Consider the following 24,491-nt stretch of genomic DNA (forward strand, 5'->3'; position numbering starts at 1 on the left):
ACGGTTACCCGATTGCATTACGTTGCGCAAAGGAAAAAAGGTCCATCAGTGATTTACAGTTGAGCTTTTCCATTAAGCGGCTTTTATAGGTACTCACGGTTTTATTACTGATACACATTTCTGATGCGATTTTCATATTGTCATCACCGTTCAGAATATAGCGCATCACTTTAATTTCCTGGCTCGACAGCGACTGCAACATTTCCTGTTCAGACGAAAGACTGCCCATAAACGTCTGCAATGATAACGGGAAATAACTGTAACCATTTTGCGCCGCATGGACCGCCGCAATAATATTGGTCATGCCCTCTTTCTTGCTGATAAAAGCATTCGCACCCGCGTCAGCACTGCGCTTGCCATAAAACAAATCGTTCTTGGCGGAGACCACAATAATAATCCGGCTGAACGCCTGCTTGCGGAGTTTCTCCACCACTTCTATGCCGCTCATCACCGGAATATCCACATCGACAATAACCAGGTCCGGGCTGTGTTCGCCGACAAGATCCAACGCCTGCGCGCCATCGCCGGCTTCCGCAACGACGGTGATCCCTTCATTTTCCAGCAGGTTTTTAATAGCCATACGAGCCAGCGGATGATCGTCAACGATGACAGCATTTAACTTATTGGTTTTACTCATCTTAGCTCCTTATTAAAAACATTTTCGGATCCCCGGCTCACTCACTGTCATGCACAGAACAACGCGCATCCCAATGACAGATGGCGTAATTATAACGTGCTGCAGGAAGATGAACGTGTTTCGGCGATAATTATAATGCACCGTAATGAGGGGTAATCCGAAGGATTAATTCTACTGTTTGCGCATTTTTATTTCCACGGGTATTAAGACTAATAGTATCACATAAGAGAAAAGCGTGTTCCCCGGCCATCACTCCGTTAAGGAAAGGTTTAAAAAATCGTAAAGGTGATATTTTATTGCTTGTTTTTAAAGGGAAATAATTTCTTGCGCTGCCATATGGACTTCACGTGTAGGATATTCCCTGCAAAAGTTTCCGATGTGTCCCCTGTATTTAATTCGCACCGGTGATTAATCTGACTGAATATTCTTAACACCTCCTGTTTAGAAAGAACAGATGAACTTTCTCATGGAAGAACTTCACGGCATGGTCGCTAATATCGGAAAGGAACGTCCGAACCAAAAAATTAAAAAACGAATGCTTTGTGTCATCGTTATTATCGTTCCGTATTTTATTTGCTGTCTCGGGCGGGACTTTTCATTACGCAAAATGCCCAGCACCAGCGACGCTTACATTACCGGAAACCCGGTCACCCTATCCTCAGAGATAAACGGACGGGTGGCGGTCGTTATACAAACCAACAGCGACCGCGTGCGTAAGGGTGATATTCTCCTGCACATGGATAATTCCGGCGAAATACTCCGCTATAAAAAGGCCGAAGAAACGCTGCTGGAAACGGAAAAAGAAACACGGGAACGTTACATCGCCGACGGCCAGAATAATGCTCACATCCTGAATGCCCAGATGACCTACCAACAGGCGCTGATTGACTACCACCGCCGGTTACAGTCAAAAGGCCCTGCGGCGATTTCTAAAGACGATCTCCAGCAGGCCCTCAGAAACGTCAACAACAGCAAAGCCTCGCTGGATGCGGCGATCCTGCAATACCGTCGGAATTTACGGGTGCTGCGTGAGACGGATATGGCCCGGCAAAAACTGATTTTGCAGGCCAGAGAGGCCTTACAGAAAGCCGGTGAGGCGCTGGATCGCACGGCGATCCGCAGCCCGGTCACCGGATATGTCGCGCAAAGAAACGTGCATACCGGCTTAACAGTCATCCCGGGACAAACGCTGCTGACTATCGTGCCTGCCGATCAGATGTGGATAAACGCTAATTTCACCGTCGCACAGCTTTCCGGCGTTCTCGTCGGCCAGAAAGCGGCGATTGTGACGGAAATGTACGGCAACAACGTGGTTTTCGATGGACAGGTCGAAGGATGGGATGACGACGCCGACACCGCGATTCCCCCCCTGAACAGCGCCGGAAAGTGGATCGCCGACGTACAAAAAATCCCGGTGCGCATTTCCATCAACCCGATGCAAATGAGTCAGTATCCGCTGCGGATCGGCATCTCTTCAAAAGTGAAACTGCTCGACGCGCACTCAAGGAATGCGTTGTTTGCGATGGTGAGAAAAGGAATCAATGTGCTGCGGGCGTTCAGGCGGTATGGGGATTGAGGGTGATGTGGAGGAAATGCGTCGGGATAACATCAACTTATGCCGCAAAGGTGCATCGCAAACCCCACCTTGCTTTGATACAGACAAAGGATCATGTCTGGTCATAAAAAGAAGGAAAAAGAGTCTGTTATGAATAATAATAGTTCCCGAAAAAGGTTATGGAAAACGGCAGCACTCATGCTGGATATTCCGTGATGGCTCGACAGTAGCCAGCCTTTTATGAATACAAAAGGACTTTTAGCGATGCATACTTTATTACATTTCACTTTCACAGACTTAATTGCCTTTTTTATCCCTGCCTTTATTGGATTAATAATATTCACCAAAAGACGCAAAAGACACCAGGACACAGCAAACTATCTCCTGGCCTGCTTTTTTATCGCTATCGGGTCATTCTGCGAAGTATTCGATACCATTTACACTACATATTCCTACAGACACAACGAGCTATATAACAACGATAGATTCACAACTGTTTTTAATTATGATTTCTCGAATATTATTTTCTTTGCAATTGTCATGACTGTTGCAATTGTTCTATTTTTTCAGGAATTACGTCTGCGTAAAAGTGTTCGATAAGACCAAAAATGACGGCTGTGATGTAGCTGAAGTGGCCTGTTTAGGTAAATTATGCGATTCCCCAATGATAAATATGCTGAGATATTGCCAATATTACCTTCCGGCTTTAGGCAGTTTATCGCAGCAAATCCCAATAAAAAAACCCACGCTCACACGTGGGTTTTCTCTTTCTCACAACTCAGTCATTAACGTTCCCGCATCGCTTCGTTCATTTTGTTCAGCGGTTTCAGCAGGTAATCGAGGATGCTTTTATTGCCGGTTTTGATATCCACCGTGGCGATCATGCCGGGGAAGATATAGAACTTCTCTTTGTGTTTATTTTCCAGATAGTTGGCGTGCGTTTTGATGTTGACGCGGTAATAGTACACGTCGCGGCGGACTTCATCCTGGATGGTGTCCGGGGAAATCGTTGTTACCTCGCCGTCAAAACTGCCGTAAATGGAGTAATCGTACGCAGTGATTTTCACCTTGGCTTTCTGGCCGGGGTGGATAAATGCCACGTCGCGCGGGGAGATTTGCGCCTCCACCAGCATCTGGTCGTCAATCGGCACCAGCGTCATCAGTTTGCCGTTGGGCGGGATCACGCCGCCAACGGTATTCACGTCGATATTTTTGACGATGCCTTTCACCGGCGAGAAGAATTCCAGGCGGTTCAGTGAATCTTTTCGCCCCAGAATCACCGAGCGCTGCGCCTCGATCTCCGCATTGGCCTTGGCGAGTTCCTCACCGGCACGCACGTTGTATTGCGTTTCCAGGTCGGTCGCTTTGCTTTCCATCTCGTTAATCTGACGTTGCAGACGCAGCACTTCCACGTCGCTGGCCGCGCCCTGTTTGACCAGTGGCGTGGTCATTGAAAGCTCGCGGCGGATAAGCGATACGCCCTGCTTCAGGCCGGAAAGTTGTTTCTCCAGGCTGTTACGGCTGGAGTTGTACAGCTCGGTTTCTGATTTCACCAGCTCCGGTTCGTCATCCAGCTCTGCCGGGAACGTCAGCGGTGTATTGTTGATCTGCGCCGTCAGTCGCGCCGCCGTCGCCAGCGCGGCATGCAAACGCGCCACGCTTTCCTGTACGCCGGATTCGGTTTTGGTGCGATCCAGCTGCGCCAGGCGCTGCCCGCGTTCCACCACTTCGCCTTCCTGCACGTCGATGGTGTGCACGATGCCGCCTTCCAGCGACTGAACAATCTGTTCGTGCGACGACGGGATCACTTTACCGGTGCCGGTCGTGACTTCATCGAGCGTGTAAAAATTCGCCCACAGAAAGAAACACAAAAGCATCAGCGATACCGACCAGACCAGAATGGTCGAGCGCGGCAGGGATTTTTCAGCCCGCTGGCGGGTTGTGGGTTTACGCTGTTTCATTATGATGCCTCCTTGCTTGCCGCCGGTTTTGCAGTGGCAGCAGCGGTCTGTCCTTTCGGCCTGAAGTGTTTGTTCAGGATGTCCTCTTTGTTACCGTCGAGCGAAATGCGCCCGTTATCCATGACGATAATGCGATCCACCAGTTGCAGCAGCGCCAGACGGTGCGTGGCGATAATCAGCGTTTTGTCTTTGCCCCAGGTGGATAACTGGGAAATCAGATTCCATTCGGAAATCTCGTCCAGCCACGCGGTTGGCTCATCGAGCAGCAAAACCTGCGGCTGCGTGATGATGTTACGTGCCAGCAACAGCGCCTGACGTTGCCCGCCGGAAAGCCCGACGCCGCCTTCGTGAATGAGGAAGTTCAGGCCATCCTCTTTTTGCTGAACAAATGCCAGCGCGCCGCTGATGACCAGCGCTTCATGGATTTCTTCGTCCGTCGCCTGCGGGCGGCCCATGGTGATGTTTTCATGCACAGATCCGAAGAACAAACGGGCGTGCTGGTTGTGCAGCGCCACGTCGCGGCGTAAATCTGCCGGGTCAATCTGTTTGATGTTAACGTTATCGAGCACCACCTGCCCTTGCTGAACCTGTTGCATCCCGGCCAGCACTTGCAGGAGCGTCGATTTGCCTGCACCGTTTTTGCCCAGAATGGCAATCTTTTCGCCCGGTTTGATGTTCAGGCGTGAAATCGCCAGATTCACTGCTTTGGCTTCTTCGTCGTAATAAAACACCGCGTCACTGAGTGCGTATTCACCGGCGATCTGCGCCTTGTGAACCATCTTCTGGCCGTTTTCCTGATCAATCGGACGTTGCATCAGTTCGTCCAGCCCTTTACGCGCAACCTTCGCCTGCTGCCAGCGCGACAGCACGCCGGAAATTTGCGCCAGCGGCGCAATGGTCCGGGACGCCAGAATGGTCGTACCGACCAGCGCACCGGTAGTCATGTCGCCCTGCATCACCAGATAGCAACCCACCAGCAGCACGACGGCGTACACAATCGACTGCACTTCCTGCGTCCAGGTCATCAGCAGGCTGGTCAGAAAACGCTGGCGCATGCTGATTTCGGCGGACACTTCGTTGCAGTGATTCCACTGGTTCTGGAAACGCTGCTCGGCGCGCATCAGTTTGATGTCCTCGAGCGATTCCACCGCTTCCACCAGCGAGGCATTACGCACCGCCGATTCGCGCATCCCTTCGTTTGCCAGTTTCGCCAGCGGTTTCTGGATGAGGATGCCGGGGATCAGCAGCAAAGGCAGCGCCAGCAGCACCACAAACACCAGCGGGCCGCCAATCATCCACAAAATAACCGTGAACAGCAGGAAGAATGGCAGATCCGACAGCGCGCTGAGCGTGGTCGAAGTGATCAGCTCACGCACGGATTCCAGTTCGCGGATTTGCGAAATAAAGGAACCGGTGGATTTCGAGCGCGCGCTGTTTTTAATGCGCAGCGCACGACCAAAGACGCGGTCGGAAATGCGCAAATCGGCGCGTTTCCCTACCACGTCAGAAATATGGACGCGCACCATGCGCATCACGAATTCAAAGGTAATCGCCAGCATCACGCCGCCGAACAGTACCCATAAGGTCGGGACGGACTGCGACGGCACCACGCGGTCGTAAACCTGCATGGAAAACAACATGCCTGCCAGCGCCAGCACGTTGGCAATCATTGAGGCCAGCATGATGTCGCTGTAACGACGCCAGTCTTTGAGCGCCAGATCCCAGAACCAGTTTTTCTTGTACGGCCTGATGTAGTTATCAACGCGCGCATCGGGAATGCTGTGCAGCGGACGCAGAAGCGTGATGCTTTTCGCGCGTTCCGCCAGCTGTTCTGATGTCAGGGTGGTTTCAAGCCCCTGATCTTCGGTGAATTGCACCGCACACTGGCCGCTGGCATCCAGATGTGTCACCACGCCCAGCCGCCCGTTATCGAGCGTCAGGATGAACGGCACGCTCATCGGATCGAGATCGTTCGGGTGGAAATCACGCGTTACGCGACCCAGCCCCAGTTTTTTCGCCATCTCATCAAGAATCACGTCTGCCGGTGCGCCCATCTCCCAGGCAACGGTGGCTTTCACGTGTTCTTCTGAGTAATCCAGCCGGTAGTGTTTCGCGATATCAAGCATGGCGCTGAGCCACGCGGTGTAGCCTTTCTCTAACATGGTGTCTTTTTTCATCATCATTCTTCCCTAAATCGTCTTTCTTCACGCTCATTCCGGAGCATAAACAGGCCATCCGGATTCGCGGAGCAGAGGGTTTCCCCTGCTCCGCTTTCCGCTACTGATTAGCCAACAATCAGCTGATGGTTCGCCAGCAACGTCGCCAGATCGGTATGGACGTTGGTCAGCGTCGCGATGGTGGTCATCGACTGTGCTGAACCGCTGCCATCCATATCAATCCTGATGACGGTGTTGTTGCCTTCGGTCGTCACCGACAGGTAATCGGTGATATTGCCCGCCGAGGCGTTCAGCGTCGCCACGCCGTTGACGTAGCTTGCTGAACCGGTGCCGGTGTAACCGCCCGACTGCAACAGCTCGCTCAGATCCAGACGGTCTGAGTTCGCCGTGCCTTCCCATGTCCCGACCGTAAAGCCGTTGATGGTGTCAGAACCGTTACCGCCGGTGGCATCGGCACTGTTAATCAGCTTGTACAGCAGCGTGTCGTGCCCGCCGTTGCCCAGGTTGAAAGTGTCGTTGCCGCCACGGCCTTCGAACACGTTATCGCCCGCGCTGCCGGTGATCGTATCGTCGTAGTTCGACCCGGCAATCCCTTCGATATTCTTGAAGGTAGACGTGTTGAACCCGGTGTTCTGGGCGTTACTGCTGCTCAGATCCACGGTGATCCCGCTGGTGGCATTGCGGAAATCGACGATGTCTTCGCCGCCGGTGGCACTCCATGTCGCATGGTCTGACGAGGTGTTCCAGCCGCCGGAGCCGTCGTACACATAGGTGCCGTTTTCCGCGATAAACGTATCGTTGTAGCCGGTACCGGTGATCGTGCCGCTGGTACCGCCGGTCGCTGCATCCGCCGTTAACGAGTAGCTGGTGGTGCCGTCGCCCGCGGTCAGGTCATTCCAGGTTTCATTGGACGACACACCGTTGATGTTACGCACCAGCACCGCCGAATAGGTTTCATTCGGATCCAGCCCGTAGAAATTCACCAGCGCCGACGCATCGTTAATCCCGATACCCGACTGGGCGTTGATGATCTGCGACGCCACCAGCTGGCCGGCTGAGTTGTACAGCTGCACGGTGTTGCCGTAGAACACGTTCATCCCTTCACCGTCGAGAATGCGCAGGTGGATGGCCGTGCCGTCGGCAATGGTGTTGTTGTTAGCGATGTACACCACTTTGCCGTTGGCCTGCGAGACCAGCAGATCCTGCGTCCCGTTCCAGTCGTAGTCGAGGGTCGCAATCCCGGTCACGTTCACCAGTGCGGACGCCAGCTGGCTGCTGCTCCAGCCTTTTCCGGTACCGTCGTTCATGTACAACGTCGCGGTCTGGCTGGTGGAATAGGTGCTGAACTTAATGATGTCCATGTCACCGTCACCGTCCCAGTCCACGGCGGCTGAAAGATAACCGCCAGATGCTGCGTTGTTGGTTGCCGTTTCTACTGCGGTTGGCGTGGCAGTTAAGCCGCCCGTCCCGTTGTTGTAGTAGATCATGCCGCCGTAGTTGTATCCGCCGCTGGTGTTCAGACCTGTTGAAATGTACAAGTCCATCAGACCGTCGCCGTTGAAATCTGCCCAGGTCATCGACACTGCGGTGGTCGAGTTGGCGGCATTCGGGATAAACACGTTAGCGATGCTCTGCGTTTCCGTCAGCGAGCCGGTGCCGTTGTTGCTCACTACCGTCAGGGCATACGCGCCATTACGGTTGGTGTGCTGAACGATATCGACCGTACCGTCGTTGTTGATATCCACCCCGGAGATTTCACGGTACGTCACACCCGCCAGACCCGCCGCGCCGTTGGTACCATCAGCGGTCAGAACGCCATTGTTGTTCACCAGATAACTGCGTGAGTCACCCCCGGCATCGCCGTACGCCAGATCCACCCAACCGTCGCCGGTTTTGTCATAGGCAATCACGCCGCCGTACCAGATGGTGGTGCCGATCGCCTGCTGGCCGTAGGTGTACGTGCCGTCTGCGTTCGCGGTCCATTTACCCTGAATGCTGCCGCCGTAGTTGGTTTCCGTCGCATAAATATCGGACGTGCCGTTACGGTCGGTATCCGCCAGCGTGTAACTCACCACGATGTTGCCGCGGGTGTTGGTTAACGTGGTGCCGGAATAGCTGTTCAGGCCGGAACTGGTGTAATCCGAGATCCCGGTGACAATGTTCCACAAACCGCTGCTGTTCAGGCTGAACGCCATGGCGTTGGTGGACGTCGAACCCGCGGTTGTCGCCCAGCTGGTGTCCACGGCGGTTTCGGCATAAACAATGATGGCGCTGGTTTCGATACCTGCATCGTTCCCGTTGCCCGCACTGCTGCGCACCTGTGCCGTGACGTTATAACTTGCCAGCCCCAGCGCACCCGGAACCTGCAGATACCAGGTGTTGTTCAGCGGATCGACCACCACGGCGCCGCCGGTTTCGGACGTGTAGGTCACGCCATTCACCACCACCTGAACATACATTCCTTCGCCCAGCGCTTCGGACAACGTACCGCTGATGATCGGCGTCGTATCCTGCGTGGACTCTGGCGTGACGGTGGCAATCGTGGTCGGAATCGAGGTATCCACCGTCAGGGTGAAATCGCCCGATGGCGTGGTATTCCCCGCCAGATCCTGCGCTTTCGCGACGTACACGTAAGTGCCGTCCGCCAGCGCGGAATCGGAGAAGGTCCAGGCCAGTCCGACCACCGTCGCGACGCCCACAAACACGCCGTTACGGTAGATCTTCAGCACTTCGCCGTCGGCCAGCGCCTTGCTCAGCGTACCGCTGAGCGTCGGTGCGGTTTCATCCGTATAAGTGCCGGAACCGAACGATCCTTTACGGTCACCTTCGTCATCGGAATACTGAACGATGCTCGCTACCGCTTCCGGGTTCACCGTGTCAATCACCACCGTCTGGCTGCTGACCGTGCCGGTGTTACCGGCCTGATCGATAACCCGAACCTGCACGTTGTAGTTGCCGTCGGCCAGTACGGTGCCGGTTGCGTCATAGCTCCATGACTGCCCGTTCACCACCACGTCAGTCCAGGTCAGACCGCCATTGAGGCTGATTTGAGCCCTTTCGTCGGTCGCCAGCGCGGCGTTCAGTGTGCCCGACATGGTCAGCGTGTTATCACTGGTGATGAAGTCGTTCGCGTAATCACCGGTATCGTTGCTGATCGCACCAATGGTGATGATTTGCGTCGGAGCCGTGGTGTCAATGGTCACCACCTGCTGCGCGGTCTGACCGACGTTTCCGGCCTGATCCACCACGCGAACCTGATACAGCGTCTGGCCGTCGGTCAGCGTGCGGCCGTCGGTGTACGTCCAGGTGCTGCCGGAAAGCGAGACGGTCGTCCAGGTCGCGCCGTTATCGACGCTGATCTGCACCACTTCGCCTGCGCCCAGCGCCGCGCCGATAGATCCGGTGACGGTCAGCGAGGTATCGCTGGTCACAAAATCGCTGGCAGAAATGCCGGTATCGGTGCTGACGCTGTCGATGGTCACGGTTTTGCTGCTGTCCGGCGCAACGGTATCGACGGTGACCACTTTCGAGGTCACATTGCCGACGTTCCCGGCGGTATCCACCACGCGGACGTTATAGGTGTAATCCCCGTCGGTCAGCGTGCGGCCATCGGCAAATGTCCAACCGGTGCCGATCGTGGTCGCATTCAACCACGTCACACCGCCGTCAACGCTGACCTGCACCACTTCATCGGCGGCCAGCGTTTTGCCCAGCGTACCGGTGACGGTCAGCGAGGTGTCGCTGGTGACAAAGTCACTGCTGCTCAGGCCGGTATCGGTGCTGATCGCATCAATAGTGATGGTTTTGCTGCTGTCCGGTGCCGTGGTATCCACGGTAACCACCTGACTTGCCGTCGCTCCGACGTTGCCAGCCAGATCGATCACACGCAACTGGTAGTTGTAATCACCGTCGGTCAGCGTGCGGCCGTCGATGTACGTCCAGGTCAGGCCGCTGATGCTCACGTCAGCCCAGGTGTTGCCACCGTCGAGACTGATTTGCGCGTATTCATCCGCACCCAGCGCAGCGCCAAGCGTGCCGCGCAGGTTGAGCGTGGTGTCGCTGGTAATAAAGTCGGTGCTGCTCAGCCCGGTATCCTGCGAAATCGCATCGATACTGATGGACTGGCTGGCGTCCGGTGCCACGGTGTCAATCACGACCGTCTGCGACGCGGAAGACCCGACATTACCGGCGGCGTCAATCACCCGCACGGTGTAGCTGTAGCTGCCGTCTGTCAGCGCGCTTCCCTGCGCATAGTTCCAGGTGGTTCCGGTCACGGTCAATGTGACCCAGGTCAACCCGCCATCCAGGCTGATTTGCGCAGACTCGTCGTTGCCCAGTGCCGCAGAAAGCGAGCCTTTGAGCGTAATCGTGGTATCGCTGGTCACGAAATCACTGTTGCTGCGGCCGGTGTCATCGCTGACCGAATCAATGGTAATGGTCATTGACGGTGCCGAGGTATCGACTGCAATTTCGTGCGTCGCCGTACCGGTATTGCCGATGCTGTTAGTCACTGACGCTGTGATGGTGTAATTCTCGCCATCCGCCAGCGCGTTCACGGCATTGGCGCTCAGGTTCAGCGTCCAGCTCTGGTCATTCTGAACCTGCGCGGTATAGCTCTGACCGTTCAGGGTCACCGTCACCGTTGAACCGGCCGGAGCCGTCGAGGTTCCGGTAACGGCCAGCGACGTGCCGTGATCTGCGGCGTTAACCACATCGTCCTGCGCGAAGGTATTGATAGTGACTTCAGGCACCGCTCCGCTGAGGCTGACTGACGAATCAGTCGCCGCCGGATTGCCCGCCACATCTTTCACGGAGGCGGTGACGGTGTAACTGCCGTCTGCCGCACCGTTAAAGTCAGCCGCAGGAACGTTCACGCTCCAGGTACCGGTGGAAGTGACGATGGCGTGGTATTCGCGGTTGTTGAAGGTCACGGTAACAATCTGTCCCGCTTCCGCCGACGTGGTGCCGCTGATGGTCTGACCCGCCAGTTGCTCGGTGGTGTTGATGATGTCATCACCGGCGATGGTGTTGATGGTCAGCGTTGGCGCAACCGTATCGACAATCACAGACGTGCTGGCGGATGCCGGATTGCCCGCCACGTCGGTGGTGCTGGCAGTAACGGTCAGCGTGCCGTCGGTCAGTGCAGCCACGTCGTCTGCCGGAACATTCACCGACCAGGTGCCGTTGGCATTCACGGTCGTGGTGTAGGTTTCATTGTTGAGTGTCACGCTGACCGTCCGACCCGCCTGCGCGGTAGACGTGCCACTGAGTGTCAGCGGCTGACCCAGTTCGGCGGCATTCAGCATGCCATCGGCGGTGACCGGGTTAATCAGCAGCGCAGGCGCGGTGGCATCGACCGCCACATTGTGCGTGGCGCTGGCCGTATTGCCCGCCGTATCACTGGCACTTGCGGTCACGGTATAATTACCGTCTGCCATCGCCGCCACATCACCCGCCGGAACGTTCAGCGTCCATGCGCCGTTCGCACCGACATCTGCGGTATAACTTTTTCCGTTCAGCACCACGGTCACTTCGGTGCCTGTCGTCAGCATGTCACTGCCGCCGGAAATTGTCAGGCTGGTGCCTTTTTCTGCCGCATTGATGATGTCGTCCTGCGCAATCGTATCGATGCTCAGGCTGACCGCACTGGCATTCACGGTGATCAGGTGATCGCTGCTGCCGGTGTTTCCCGCACTGTCGGTGATGCTGACAGTAATCGTGTTCTCGCCGGAAGCCAGCCCCTTAATCACACTTGCCGGAACGCCGGCACTCCAGTTGCCGCTGGCATCCACCACCGTGGTGTAGGTGATCCCGCCAATGACCAGCGTGACAACGTTACCCGGCTGGGTGCCGGTGCTTCCGCCGGTAATGACCTGTGCCTGCGAGTGTTCAGCCGCGTTCAGCACATCGTCGCCCGCCACGGTATTCACGCTGACGACCGGCGCGGTGATATCCACCAGAATGGAACCGCTGACAGACGAGCTGTTGCCCGCGACGTCTTTCACCGTAGCCGTGACGGAGTACGTGCCGTCGGTCAGCGCCGAGGCGTCTGCCGCCGGAACAGACGTGCTCCAGGTGCCGTCCGCCGCAACGGTCGCGGTGTAGCTCTGGCCGTTAAGCGTAATCGTTACAACCTGATCGGCTTCTGCCGTCGAGGTGCCGCTCAGCACCACGTCCGTGCCCGCTTCCGCGCTGTTGAGCACGTTGTCACCGGCGATGGTGTTGATGGTGATGGCCGGTGCAGACGCGTCCACTTCGGCGGTGTTCGCCGCGCTCGCGCTGTTGCCCGCCACGTTAGTGACACTGGCGGTTGCTGTAACGTCGCCGTCTTTCAGGCCAGTCATATCGCCCGCCGGAACTGTGACGCTCCAGCTGCCGTCAGCCTGCACCTGAGCCGTATAGTTATGGCCCGCAAAGTTAACGGTCACGGTCTGACCTGCTTCCACGTTCTGCGTGGTGCCGGTCAGGGTGAGATCCGCCGCTTTTTCCGCTGCATTAATAATGTCGTCGGCTGCGATGGTATCGACCGAAATCGCCACGCTGCTCAGATCCACGGTCACGTTATTAGAAATGGTGACGCTGTTACCCGATGCATCCGATCCGGCCACGGTGATATTCAGCGCGCCCGCTGGCCAGTTCGCTACATCCGCTGCCGGAATGGCCGCAGACCATGCGCCGTTCGCGCCAACCGTAGCGTGATAATCGATGCCGTTAACGGTCACCGTCACGCTGCTGCCCGCCGCGATGTCGGTGCTGGTGCCGCTGATGATCTGGTTCTGCTGAATTTCGATGCTGTTGACGATATCGTCGCCCGCCACCGTATCGATGCGCAGACCCGGCAGACCGGCGTCGATGCTGATCTCACGATCGCTGCTGTTGGTGTTGCCGTGCTGATTGGTCACGCTGGCGCTGATTGTCAGGTCGCCGTCGCCGAAGCCTTTCAGATCAGCCGAAGGCACGCTGACACTCCAGCTCAGGTCACTTTGCACTTCAGCGGTATAGGTTTTTCCGCCCAGCGTAAGGGTAACGGTATCGCCCGCCGCCGCGTTGGTGACGGTGCCGCTCAGCAGCTGATCCGCATTGATTTCCGTCGCGTTAACGATGTTATCAGTGGCGAATGCGCTGATGCTCACGGTTGGTAGTGAACTGTCGACCAGCACAACGTGCGTGGTGTTACCGGTGTTGCCCGCCGCGTCGGTGCTGCTGGCGGTCAGGGTGTAATCCGCTTCGCCCAGTTTTGCCACGTCTGCCGCCGGAACGTTCAGCGTCCATGCGCCGTTCGTAACGGTTGCGGTGTAGTTCTGTCCGTTAAAGTTCAGGGTAACCATTGTGCCGTCTGCGCCGTCGCTGGTGCCGCTGACGGTCAGCGCTTCGCCTTTTTCGGTAGCGTTGATCACGTCATCCGCGGCGACGGGGTTAATCGTCAGAACCGGAGAAACGGTATCGACGGTAACCGCATGCGTTGCAGAGCCGTCATTGCCCGCGGCATCTTTCACGGTAGCCGTGACAGTGTAACTTCCGTCAGTCATTGCGCTGACCGCAGACGCCGGAACGCCGGTGCTCCAGTTGCCGCTGGCATCCACGACTGCGGTGTAAGAAACACCGTTGATTTCAACCGTCACCAGCCCGCCCGCAGGCACACCGGTGCTGCTGCCGGAGATCATCAGGTTCTGCTGAAGTTCCTGCGCGTTGATCACGTCATCGCCGGAAATGGTGTTGATGGCCAGCGTTGGCGGCGTGATATCCACCAGCAAATCATGCTCAACCGTGACGCGGTTGCCCGCCAGGTCGCTGACGGACGCGGTGATGGTGAACGTGCCGTCAGTGAGAATGCCCGCGTCAGCCGCCGGGATCGTCACGCTCCAGGTGCCGTCCGCCGCCACAACCGAGGTATACCCGGCCACGGTCACAATCTGGCCCGGTTCCGCCGTGGTGGTGCCGCTGATAATGACGTCGGCGCTCGCTTCCGCCAGATTCAGCACGTTGTCACCGGCAATGGTGTTCATCGTGATCGTCGGCGCGAGGGTATCGACTGTCACATCCTGCGCAGCGCTGGCGCTGTTACCCGCCGTGTTGGTCACGCTGACGCTCACGGACGTGTCGCCGTCTTTCAGATTTTTCATGTCCGCAGCCGGAACTGTCAGGCTCCAGGAGCCGTCAGTCTGAACCTGCGCGGTGTAGCTATGACCGGCGAAAATCACCGTCACATTCTGCCCGGCTTCCACGTTTTGCGTGGTGCCGCTCAGGGTCAGATCCGCCGCTTTCTCTGCCGCATTCAGCATGTTGTCAGTGGAAACCGTATCGATAGCAATGCTGACGCTGCTCAGATCAACGGTGATGTCATTGCTGATGGTGACGCTGTTGCCCGCTGCACTGGTTCCGCTGACAGACACTGTCAGTTCACCGGCAGGCCATTTAGCCACGTCAGCCGCAGGGACTGCCGCTGACCAGTTACCGCCTGCACCAACCGTTGCCTGATAGTCAACGCCATTGACGGTGACGGTGACACTGCTGCCCGCCGCCAGACCGTTGCTGGTACCGCTGATGATCTGGTTTTGCTGGATTTCGATGCTGTTGACGATATCGTCGCCCGCAATCGTGCCGATACGCAGGCCCGGAAGCGCTGCATCGATAGCGATATTGCGATCGCCGGAACCTTCATTACCGCTGACGTTAGTGACGCTGGCGGAAATGTTCAGGCTGCCGTCACCCATCGCGGCGAGATCGGCCGCGGGAACGGTAATGCTCCAGGTGAAATCGCTCTGCACTTGCGCCGTATAGGTTTTCCCGCCGACGGTCACGGTGACAGTCCGGCCTGCTTCTGCATGCGTGACGGAACCGCTGATCACCTGATCCTGCGTCACTTCGGTCGCATTAATCACGTCATCGCCCGCTACCGTATTGATGGTGACGGAAGGATTATCAGAAGCCGTTTGCAGCCCTTTCGAAACAGAACCGGTATTGCCATTCACGTCGGTGCCGCTGACGCTGACCTGATAAAGCGCCTGCCCCAGATTCGCCAGCGCACTGGCCGGAATATCGGCACTCCATACGCCGCCGTTCACGGTTCCCGTATAGTTCAGGCCGTTCAGCGTCACAATCACCTGCGCGCCGTCCGCAAGCCCGGTCACCGTACCGGTAACGGTCAGTGTGGTCAGGGCTTCGGTGGCATTCAGCACATTATCGCCGCCCGCCATGTCATTGATAACAAAGACAGGCGCAGTGGTATTGACCACAACATTCTGGCTTGCAGAACCGGTATTTCCGGCCAGATCGGTAACAGAGGCGGCAACGGTGTAGCTGCCGTCCGCCAGCCCGCTGACCACGTCAGCCGGAACGCCGATGCTCCACTTGCCGCTGGCATCGCTGATAGCGGAATAATCCAAACCATTAATGGTCACGATCACGACAGTGCCGATGTCCACGCCGGTCACGGTGCCGCTGATGACCTGCGCCTGTCCGTGCTCGGTGCTGTTAATGACGTTGTCGCCCGCCACCACGTTGACAGTGACGACAGGCGCAGTCTGATCAACCTGCGCGGTGCCAGTCGCCGTCGCCGGGTTACCTGCAATATCGGTAACGCTGGCAGTCATGGTGTAAGCACCGTCGTTCAGACCGGAGAATACGGTATTCGCGACGCTGGTGGTCCAGGTGCCGTCCGCCGCAACGATCGCGGTGAAGGTTTCAGTGCCCATCACGATGGTCACCGTCTGACCCGCCTGCGCCGTTGATGTGCCGCTCAGCACAACATCCGTACCGGCATTAACCGCGCTCAGCACATCGCCCGCGCTGATGCTGTTGATCGTCACGACCGGCGCAGACGCATCGACTTCCGCCGTATTCGCCGCGCTCGCGCTGTTGCCCGCCACGTTGGTGACGCTGGCCGTCGCCGTCACATCGCCGTCTTTCAGGCCAGTCATGTCGCCCGCCGGAACTTTGACGCTCCAGCTGCCGTCTGCCTGCACCTGTGCGGTATAGTTGTGGCCCGCGAAATTCACGGTCACGGTCTGGCCTGCTTCCACGTTTTGCGTGGTGCCGGTCAGGGTGAGATCCGCCGCTTTTTCCGCTGCATTAATGATGTCGTCGGCTGCAATGGTATCGACCGAAATCGCCACGCTGCTCAGATCCACGGTCACGTTGCTGGAAATGGTGACGGTATTACCGGACGTATCAGAGCCGGTCACGCTGATATTGAGTGCGCCCGCTGGCCAGTTTGCCACATCCGCCGCCGGAACCGCCGCAGACCATGCGCCGTTCGCGCCGACGGTCGCCTGATAATCCACGCCGTTGATGGTCACGGTCACGCTGCTGCCCGCCGCGATGTCGGTGCTGGTGCCGCTGATGATCTGGTTCTGCTGGATCTCAATACTGTTGACGATATCGTCGCCCGCCACCGTATCGATGCGCAGCCCCGGCAGACCGGCGTCGATGTTGATTTCACGGTCATTCGAGCCGGTGTTGCCGTGCTGATTGGTCACGGATGCATTGACGGTCAGGTCGCCGTCGCCGAAACCTTTCAGGTCAGCGGAAGGCACGCTGACGCTCCAGCTCAGGTCACTTTGTACTTCAGCCGTATAGGTTTTACCGCCCAGCGTAACAGTGACGGTATCGCCCGCCACCGCGTTGGTGACGGTGCCGCTGATGGTCTGATCGGCGTTGATTTCAGTCGCGTTAACGATGTTGTCGGTCGCCACCGGGCTGATGCTCACGGTCGGTAATGAGCTGTCTACCAGAATGTCGTGCGTGGCGCTGCCGGTGTTGCCCGCCGCGTCGGTGCTGCTGGCGGTCAGGGTGTAATCCGCTTCGCCGAGTTTTGCCACGTCTGCCGCCGGAACGTTCAGCGTCCATGCGCCGTTCGTGACGGTTGCGGTGTAGTTCTGTCCGTTAAAGTTCAGGGTAACCGTTGTGCCGTCTGCGCCGTCGCTGGTGCCACTGACGGTCAGCGCTTCGCCTTTTTCGGTGGCGTTAATGACGTCGTCTGCCGCCACGGTGTTAATCGTCAGAACCGGAGAAACGGTATCGACGGTAACCGCATGCGTTGCAGAGCCGTCATTGCCCGCAGCATCTTTCACGGTCGCCGTGACAGTGTAACTTCCGTCGGTAATCGCGCTGACCGCAGACGCCGGAATGCCGGTGCTCCAGTTGCCCTGAGCATCCACGGCCGCCGTGTAGGTTTTGCCGTCGATTTCAATGGTCACCAGGCCACCCGCCGGAACGCCGGTGCTGCTGCCGGAGATCATCAGGTTCTGCTGAAGTTCCTGCGCGTTGATCACGTCATCGCCGGAAATCGTGTTAATGGTCAGCGTTGGCGCAGTCACATCCACCAGCAAAGAACCATTCGCGCTGGCGCCGTTACCGGCTATGTCAGTAACCGTTGCGCTCACAGAATAGGTGCCGTCCGCCATTGCTGCCGCATCCGCTGCGGGAACGGAGGTGCTCCAGGTACCGTCCGCCGCAACGGTCGCGGTGTAGGTCTGGCCGTTCAGCGTGAGGGTCACGGTCCGACCGGCTTCTGCCGTAGACGTCCCGCTCAGCACAACGTCCGCGCCCGCTTCCGCGCTGTTCAGCACGTTGTCACCGGCGATCACGTTGAGGGTCAGCGCTGGCGCAGACGCATCGACTTCCGCCGTATTCGCCGCACTCGCGCTGTTGCCCGCCACGTTAGTCACGGTGGCCGTTGCCGTCACATCGCCGTCTTTCAGGCCAGTCATGTCGCCCGCCGGAACGGTGACGCTCCAGCTGCCGTCTGCCTGCACCTGCGCGGTATAGTTGTGGCCCGCGAAATTCACGGTCACGGTCTGGCCTGCTTCCACGTTCTGCGTGGTGCCGGTCAGGATGAGATCCGCCGCTTTTTCCGCTGCATTAATGATGTCGTCGGCTGCAATGGTATCGACCGAGATCGCCACGCTGCTTAAGTCGACGGTCACGTTATTGGAGATCGTCACGCTGTTGCCGGACGTATCAGAGCCGGTCACGGTGATATTCAGCGCGCCCGCAGGCCAGTTCGCCACATCCGCTGCCGGAACCGCTGCCGACCATGCGCCGTTCGCGCCCACGGTCGCCTGATAATCCACGCCGTTGATGGTCACGGTCACGCTGCTGCCCGCCGCGATGTCGGTGCTGGTGCCGCTGACGATCTGGTTCTGCTGGATCTCGATGCTGTTGACGATATCGTCGCCCGCCACCGTATCGATACGCAGACCCGGCAGACCGGCGTCGATGTTGATCTCACGGTCGTTGGAGGCGGTGTTGCCGTGCTGATTGGTCACGGATGCATTGATGGTCAGGTCGCCGTCGCCGAAGCCTTTCAGGTCTGCGGATGGCACGCTGACGCTCCAGCTCAGGTCACTTTGTACTTCAGCCGTATAGGTTTTACCGCCCAGCGTAACAGTGACGGTATCGCCCGCCGCCGCGTTGGTGACGGTGCCGCTGATGGTCTGATCGGCGTTGATTTCAGTCGCGTTAACGATGTTGTCGGTCGCCATCGGGCTGATGCTCACGGTCGGTAATGAGCTGTCGACCAGCACAACGTGCGTGGTGTTACCGGTGTTGCCCGCCGCGTCGGTGCTGCTGGCGGTCAGGGTGTAATCCGCTTCGCCGAGTTTTGCCACGTCTGCCGCCGGAACGTCCAGCGTCCATACGCCGTTCGTGACGGTTGCGGTGTAGTTCTGGCCGTTGAAGTTCAGGGTAACCGTTGTGCCGTCCGCGCCGTCGCTGGTGCCGCTGACGGTCAGCGCTTCGCCTTTTTCCACGGCATTAATGACGTCGTCTGCCGCCACGGTGTTAATCGTCAGCACCGGAGAAACGGTGTCTACGGTAACCGCGTGAGACGCCGCGCCGTCGTTGCCCGCCGCATCTTTCACGGTGGCGGTGACGGTGTAGCTGCCGTCGGTAATCGCACTGACCGCCGAAGCCGGAATGCCGGTGCTCCAGTTGCCGCTGGCATCCACGACTGCGGTGTAAGAAACGCCGTTGATTTCAACCGTCACCAACCCGCCCGCAGGCACACCGGTGCTGCTGCCGGAGATCATCAGGTTCTGCTGAAGCTCCTGCGCGTTAATTATGTCGTCGCCGGAAATCGTGTTAATGGTCAGCGTTGGCGCGGTCACATCCACCAGCAAAGAACCATTCGCGCTGGCGCCGTTGCCTGCTATGTCAGTAACCGTTGCGCTAACAGAATAAGTGCCGTCCGCCATTGCTGCTGCATCCGCTGCCGGAACGGAGGTGCTCCAGGTGCCGTCCGCCGCAACGGTCGCGGTGTAGGTCTGGCCGTTCAGCGTGAGGGTCACGGTCCGACCGGCTTCTGCGGTTGACGTCCCGCTCAGCACAACGTCCGCGCCCGCTTCCGCGCTGTTCAGCACGTTGTCACCGGCGATCACGTTGAGGGTCAGCGCTGGCGCAGACGCATCGACTTCCGCCGTATTCGCCGCGCTCGCGCTGTTGCCCGCCACGTTGGTGACGCTGGCCGTCGCCGTCACATCGCCGTCTTTCAGGCCAGTCATATCGCCCGCCGGAACTTTGACGCTCCAGTTGCCGTCAGCCTGCACCTGAGCCGTATAGTTATGGCCCGCAAAGTTAACGGTCACGGTCTGACCTGCTTCCACGTTTTGCGTGGTGCCGCTCAGGGTCAGGTCTGCCGCTTTTTCGGCGGCGTTAATGATGTCGTCTGCCGCAATGGTATCGACCGAAATCGCCACGCTGCTTAAGTCGACGGTCACGTTATTGGAGATCGTCACGCTGTTGCCGGACGTATCAGAGCCGGTCACGCTGATATTCAGCGCGCCCGCAGGCCAGTTCGCCACATCCGCTGCCGGAATGGCCGCAGACCATGCGCCGTTCGCGCCCACGGTCGCCTGATAATCAATGCCGTTAACCGTGACGGTCACGCTGCTGCCTGCCGCGATATCGGAGCTGGTGCCGCTGATGATCTGGTTCTGCTGAATTTCGATGCTGTTGACGATATCGTCGCCCGCCACCGTGTCGATACGCAGGCCCGGCAGACCGGCGTCGATCACGATTTCGCGATCCACGGTGCCGGTATTGCCATTCTGGTTGGTTACGGTAGCAGTGATATTCAGGTCGCCGTCGCCGAAACCTTTCAGGTCTGCGGAAGGCACGCTGACGCTCCAGCTCAGGTCACTTTGTACTTCAGCCGTATAGGTTTTTCCGCCCAGCGTAACAGTGACGGTATCGCCCGCCGCCGCGTTGGTGACGGTGCCGCTGATGGTCTGATCGGCGCTGATTTCAGTCGCGTTAACGATGTTGTCGGTCGCCACCGGGCTGATGCTCACGGTCGGTAATGAGCTGTCCACCAGAATGTCGTGCGTCGCGCTGCCGGTGTTGCCCGCCGCGTCGGTGCTGCTGGCGGTCAGGGTGTAATCCGCTTCGCCGAGTTTTGCCACGTCTGCCGCCGGAACGTCCAGCGTCCATGCGCCGTTCGTGACGGTTGCGGTGTAGTTCTGGCCGTTGAAGTTCAGGGTAACCGTTGTGCCGTCCGCGCCGTCGCTGGTGCCGCTGACGGTCAGCGCTTCGCCTTTTTCCACGGCGTTAATGACGTCGTCTGCCGCCACGGTGTTAATCGTCAGCACCGGAGAAACGGTGTCCACGGTAACCGCGTGAGACGCCGCGCCGTCGTTGCCCGCCGCGTCTTTCACGGTGGCGGTGACGGTGTAGCTGCCGTCGGTAATCGCACTGACCGCAGACGCCGGAATGCCGGTGCTCCAGTTGCCGCTGGCGTCCACGACTGCGGTGTAAGAAACGCCGTTGATTTCAACCGTCACCAGCCCGCCCGCAGGCACACCGGTGCTGCTGCCGGAGATCATCAGGTTCTGCTGAAGCTCCTGCGCGTTAATAATGTCGTCGCCGGAAATCGTGTTAATGGTCAGCGTTGGCGCGGTCACATCCACCAGCAAAGAACCATTCGCGCTGGCGCCGTTACCGGCTATGTCAGTAACCGTTGCGCTAACAGAATAGGTGCCGTCCGCCATTGCTGCCGCATCCGCTGCCGGAACGGAGGTGCTCCAGGTGCCGTCCGCCGCAACGGTCGCGGTGTAGGTCTGGCCGTTCAGCGTGAGGGTCACGGTCCGACCGGCTTCTGCCGTAGACGTCCCGCTCAGCACAACGTCCGCGCCCGCTTCCTCGCTGTTGAGTACGTTGTCACCGGCGATGGTGTTCATTGTGATCGTCGGCGCGAGAGTATCGACCGTTGCATCCTGCGCGGCACTGGCACTGTTGCCCGCGACATTGGTCACGCTGACGCTGACGGTGGTGTCGCCCTCTTTCAGGGTGCGGAGATCGGCGGCAGGAACGGTCACGCTCCAGCTACCATCGGCCTGTACGGTGGCGGAATAACTGCCACCGGCAAAGTTTACGGTGACATTCTGCCCTGCTTCCACGTTCTGCGTGGTGCCGGTCAGGGTCAGGTCTGCGGCTTTTTCGGCGGCATTAATGATGTTATCTGCCGCAATGGTATCGACGGAAATCGCCACGCTGCTCAGATCCACGGTCACGTTATTGGAGATCGTCACGCTGTTGCCGGACGTATCAGAGCCGGTCACACTGATATTGAGTGCGCCCGCTGGCCAGTTCGCCACATCCGCTGCCGGAACGGCCGCAGACCATGCGCCGTTTGCGCCGACCGTAGCCTGATAATCCACGCCGTTAACCGTGACGGTCACGCTGCTGCCCGCCGCGATGTCGGTGCTGGTGCCGCTGACGATCTGGTTCTGCTGAATTTCGATGCTGTTGACGATATCGTCGCCCGCCACCGTATCGATGCGCAGGCCCGGCAGACCGGCGTCGATCACGATTTCGCGATCCACGGTGCCGGTATTGCCATTCTGGTTGGTTACGGTAGCAGTGATATTCAGGTCGCCGTCGCCGAAGCCTTTCAGGTCAGCCGAAGGCACGCTGACGCTCCAGCTCAGGTCATCCTGAACCGTAGTGGTGTAAGAATTTCCGCCCACGGTGACAGTAACAACATCACCGGCTGCGGCATTCGAGACTTTACCGCTGACAATCTGTGCGGCTTCAATTTCGGTGGCATTAATGATGTCATCGCCCGCGGTCACCGCGATAGTGACAACCGGAAGCGCGGAATCCACGAGGACGTTGTGGGTCGTGTTGCCGGTGTTACCTTCGGCGTCCGTGCTGGTGGCGGTAAGCGTGTAGTTTGCTTCGCCGAGTTTCGAGACATCGGAAGCAGGCACGGTAACGGACCAGTTTCCGCCGTTAATGGTGCCGGAATAAGTCACGCCGTTGAGCGTCAGGCTGACCGGCGTGCCGTCGGCGCTGTTGCTGGTACCGGTGATGACCAGTGCTTCGCTTTTTCCGATAGCGTTGATCACATCGTCAAGCGCAACGGTGTTGATCGCCAGTTCCGGGACTTCTGAAGATACCAGCACCGCGGTGTTCTGCGAGCCGGTGTTACCCGCTTTATCGGTAATGCTGACGCTGATCGGGTAACTGCCATCGGCGACGGAGCTGAAAACAGACGACGGTAAACCGACGCTCCAGGAGCCATCGGCCGCGACGGTGGTAGTATAAGTCTGACCATTGACGACCAGCGTGACCGTGTCGCCCGCTTCTGCGCCAGTGCTGGTGCCGCTGACGATTTGCGCCTGAGTCTGTTCAGCGCTGTTGAGGATATTATCCCCGGCAATGGTGTTGATGGTGATCACCGGAACCGTGGTATCAACCCGCAAATCTTGCGTCGCAGTCGTGCTGTTACCGGCCGCATCGCTGACCGACGCGCTGACGGAAACATTACCGTCCTGAAGCGCGCCCGCCTGTGCCGCTGGCAGGTTAACTGACCAGCTGCCGTCTGCGCCGACAATGGCGGTGTACGTCTGGCCATTCAGGGAGATCGTCACGACCTGACCCGCTTCCGCCGTTGAAGTACCGCTCAGCACAACGTCTGCGCCCGCTTCGGCCGCATTAAGAATGTTATCGCCCGCCAGTGTGCCGATGGTCAGCGAAGGAGGCTGAGTATCAACATTCAGGGTGGAGTTTGAAGTGATAGTGTTGCCTGCGGGATCCACGCCGCTGACCTGCACGGAATGCACGCCATCCGCCAGCGCGCTTATATTGGCGTGTGGAACACTGACTGACCATGAGCCGTCTGCGCCCACGGTGGTTTGCCAGCTCGTGCCATTCAGGATCACGGTAACCGTGGTGCCCGCAGCCAGGTTGTCACTTTTGCCTGAAATCGTCACATTTGCCGCCGCTTCTGCGGCATTCAGCACGTTGTCACCGGCGATGGTGTCAATGGTCAGGGCTGACGTGGTCGTCACGACATTCAGCGTGATGGTGCCCGCCGTGGTGGTGGAACCGTTGCTTTCCTGCACCACAATGTAAGTGTGCGTACCGGCAGACTGCGCCGCCAGCCGGGCGGTCCACTGACCGTTTGCGCCGACCACCGCGGTAGCAATGATGTTGCCGCTGCTGTCCACAATCGAGATATCCGCGCCCGGATAACCGGTACCGGTAAAGGTCGGGCGCGTGTCGTCGGTGATGTCCCGATCGGCAAGAATACCCTGCTTGTCGCCCTGCGTATCAGTGACGAGGAACGTTGGCTGCGCCACTTCAACATCTTTGGTGTTATCAATGACTTTGGTTTTTTCATCCGTGCCGCCGCCGTGCCCCAGCAATGCGCCAGCGGCACCTGCGCCGAGCACGCCCGCGAGCAAATACGGCCATTCGACCGTGACTTCAGTGCTGCTCAGCAACAGCGGTTCAATACCCGCCAGCGGCGTTTCAACCGCGTGAAGAGCGAAGGCAGGCGTATCATGAGCCACAGCGGCATCCGGGAAACTGACTTCCGTCAGCCCCTGGTTTTCATCCTGAAAGACCAGTTTATTCTCGTCGTCCTGTCCGATATTCTCGAAATATCCTACGCAACGAATAACGGAGCCGTCCTTCATGTGAATAATCAGGTCATTCCCGTTACGTTCATAGCTGGCAACATCTTTTGCCGAGCCATGAATAACGACAATGCCGGATTCATTCATTGCGACAGCTGCATTCCCTTGTGCAGTAAACTCATTTTTCAATGATGTTTTACGAGAGATAATATCCATGACTCTGCTCATGATATTTTCCTTTATCCTTATTATGCCTGATAGGTGTTATTCCAATGCTTATGCGAGCCACTGGCTTTTAAA

5 protein-coding genes are annotated in these 24,491 nt (G+C 58.0%); 1 reads left to right on the plus strand and 4 read right to left on the minus strand.

The genetic code is table 11. The annotated features are described in order from the left end of the window. Positions 1 to 4: 4 nt before the first annotated feature. On the minus strand, positions 5 to 637 hold the full coding sequence (gene evgA, locus GW579_RS03805) for an acid-sensing system DNA-binding response regulator EvgA (RefSeq protein WP_165057646.1): 633 nt from the start codon (positions 635 to 637) through the stop codon (positions 5 to 7). Positions 638 to 1,103: 466 nt separating this feature from the next. On the opposite strand from evgA, the gene GW579_RS03810 reads away from it, so the two are divergent. After that, complete coding sequence (locus tag GW579_RS03810; protein WP_165057648.1) at positions 1,104 to 2,213, plus strand: HlyD/EmrA/EmrK family protein; 1,110 nt, start codon at positions 1,104 to 1,106, stop codon at positions 2,211 to 2,213. A gap of 764 nt (positions 2,214 to 2,977) precedes the next feature. On the opposite strand, the gene GW579_RS03815 is transcribed toward GW579_RS03810, so the two are convergent. The 3 genes from GW579_RS03815 to GW579_RS03825 all read right to left on the minus strand — a co-directional run bounded on the left by GW579_RS03815 (position 2,978) and on the right by GW579_RS03825 (position 24,419). After that, a complete protein-coding gene (locus GW579_RS03815) occupies positions 2,978 to 4,153 on the minus strand; it encodes an HlyD family type I secretion periplasmic adaptor subunit (RefSeq protein WP_152326317.1) in 1,176 nt (391 codons plus the stop codon). Next, on the minus strand, positions 4,153 to 6,330 hold the full coding sequence (locus GW579_RS03820) for a type I secretion system permease/ATPase (RefSeq protein WP_152326372.1): 2,178 nt from the start codon (positions 6,328 to 6,330) through the stop codon (positions 4,153 to 4,155). Before GW579_RS03820 ends, GW579_RS03815 begins: the two co-directional genes overlap by 1 nt. Before the next feature lie 107 nt (positions 6,331 to 6,437). After that, positions 6,438 to 24,419, minus strand: coding sequence for an Ig-like domain-containing protein (locus GW579_RS03825; protein ID WP_165057650.1), 17,982 nt, complete (start codon positions 24,417 to 24,419; stop codon positions 6,438 to 6,440). Positions 24,420 to 24,491: the final 72 nt, after the last annotated feature.

The sequence above is a fragment of the Rahnella contaminans genome, from assembly GCF_011065485.1.
Classification (GTDB): domain Bacteria; phylum Pseudomonadota; class Gammaproteobacteria; order Enterobacterales; family Enterobacteriaceae; genus Rahnella; species Rahnella contaminans.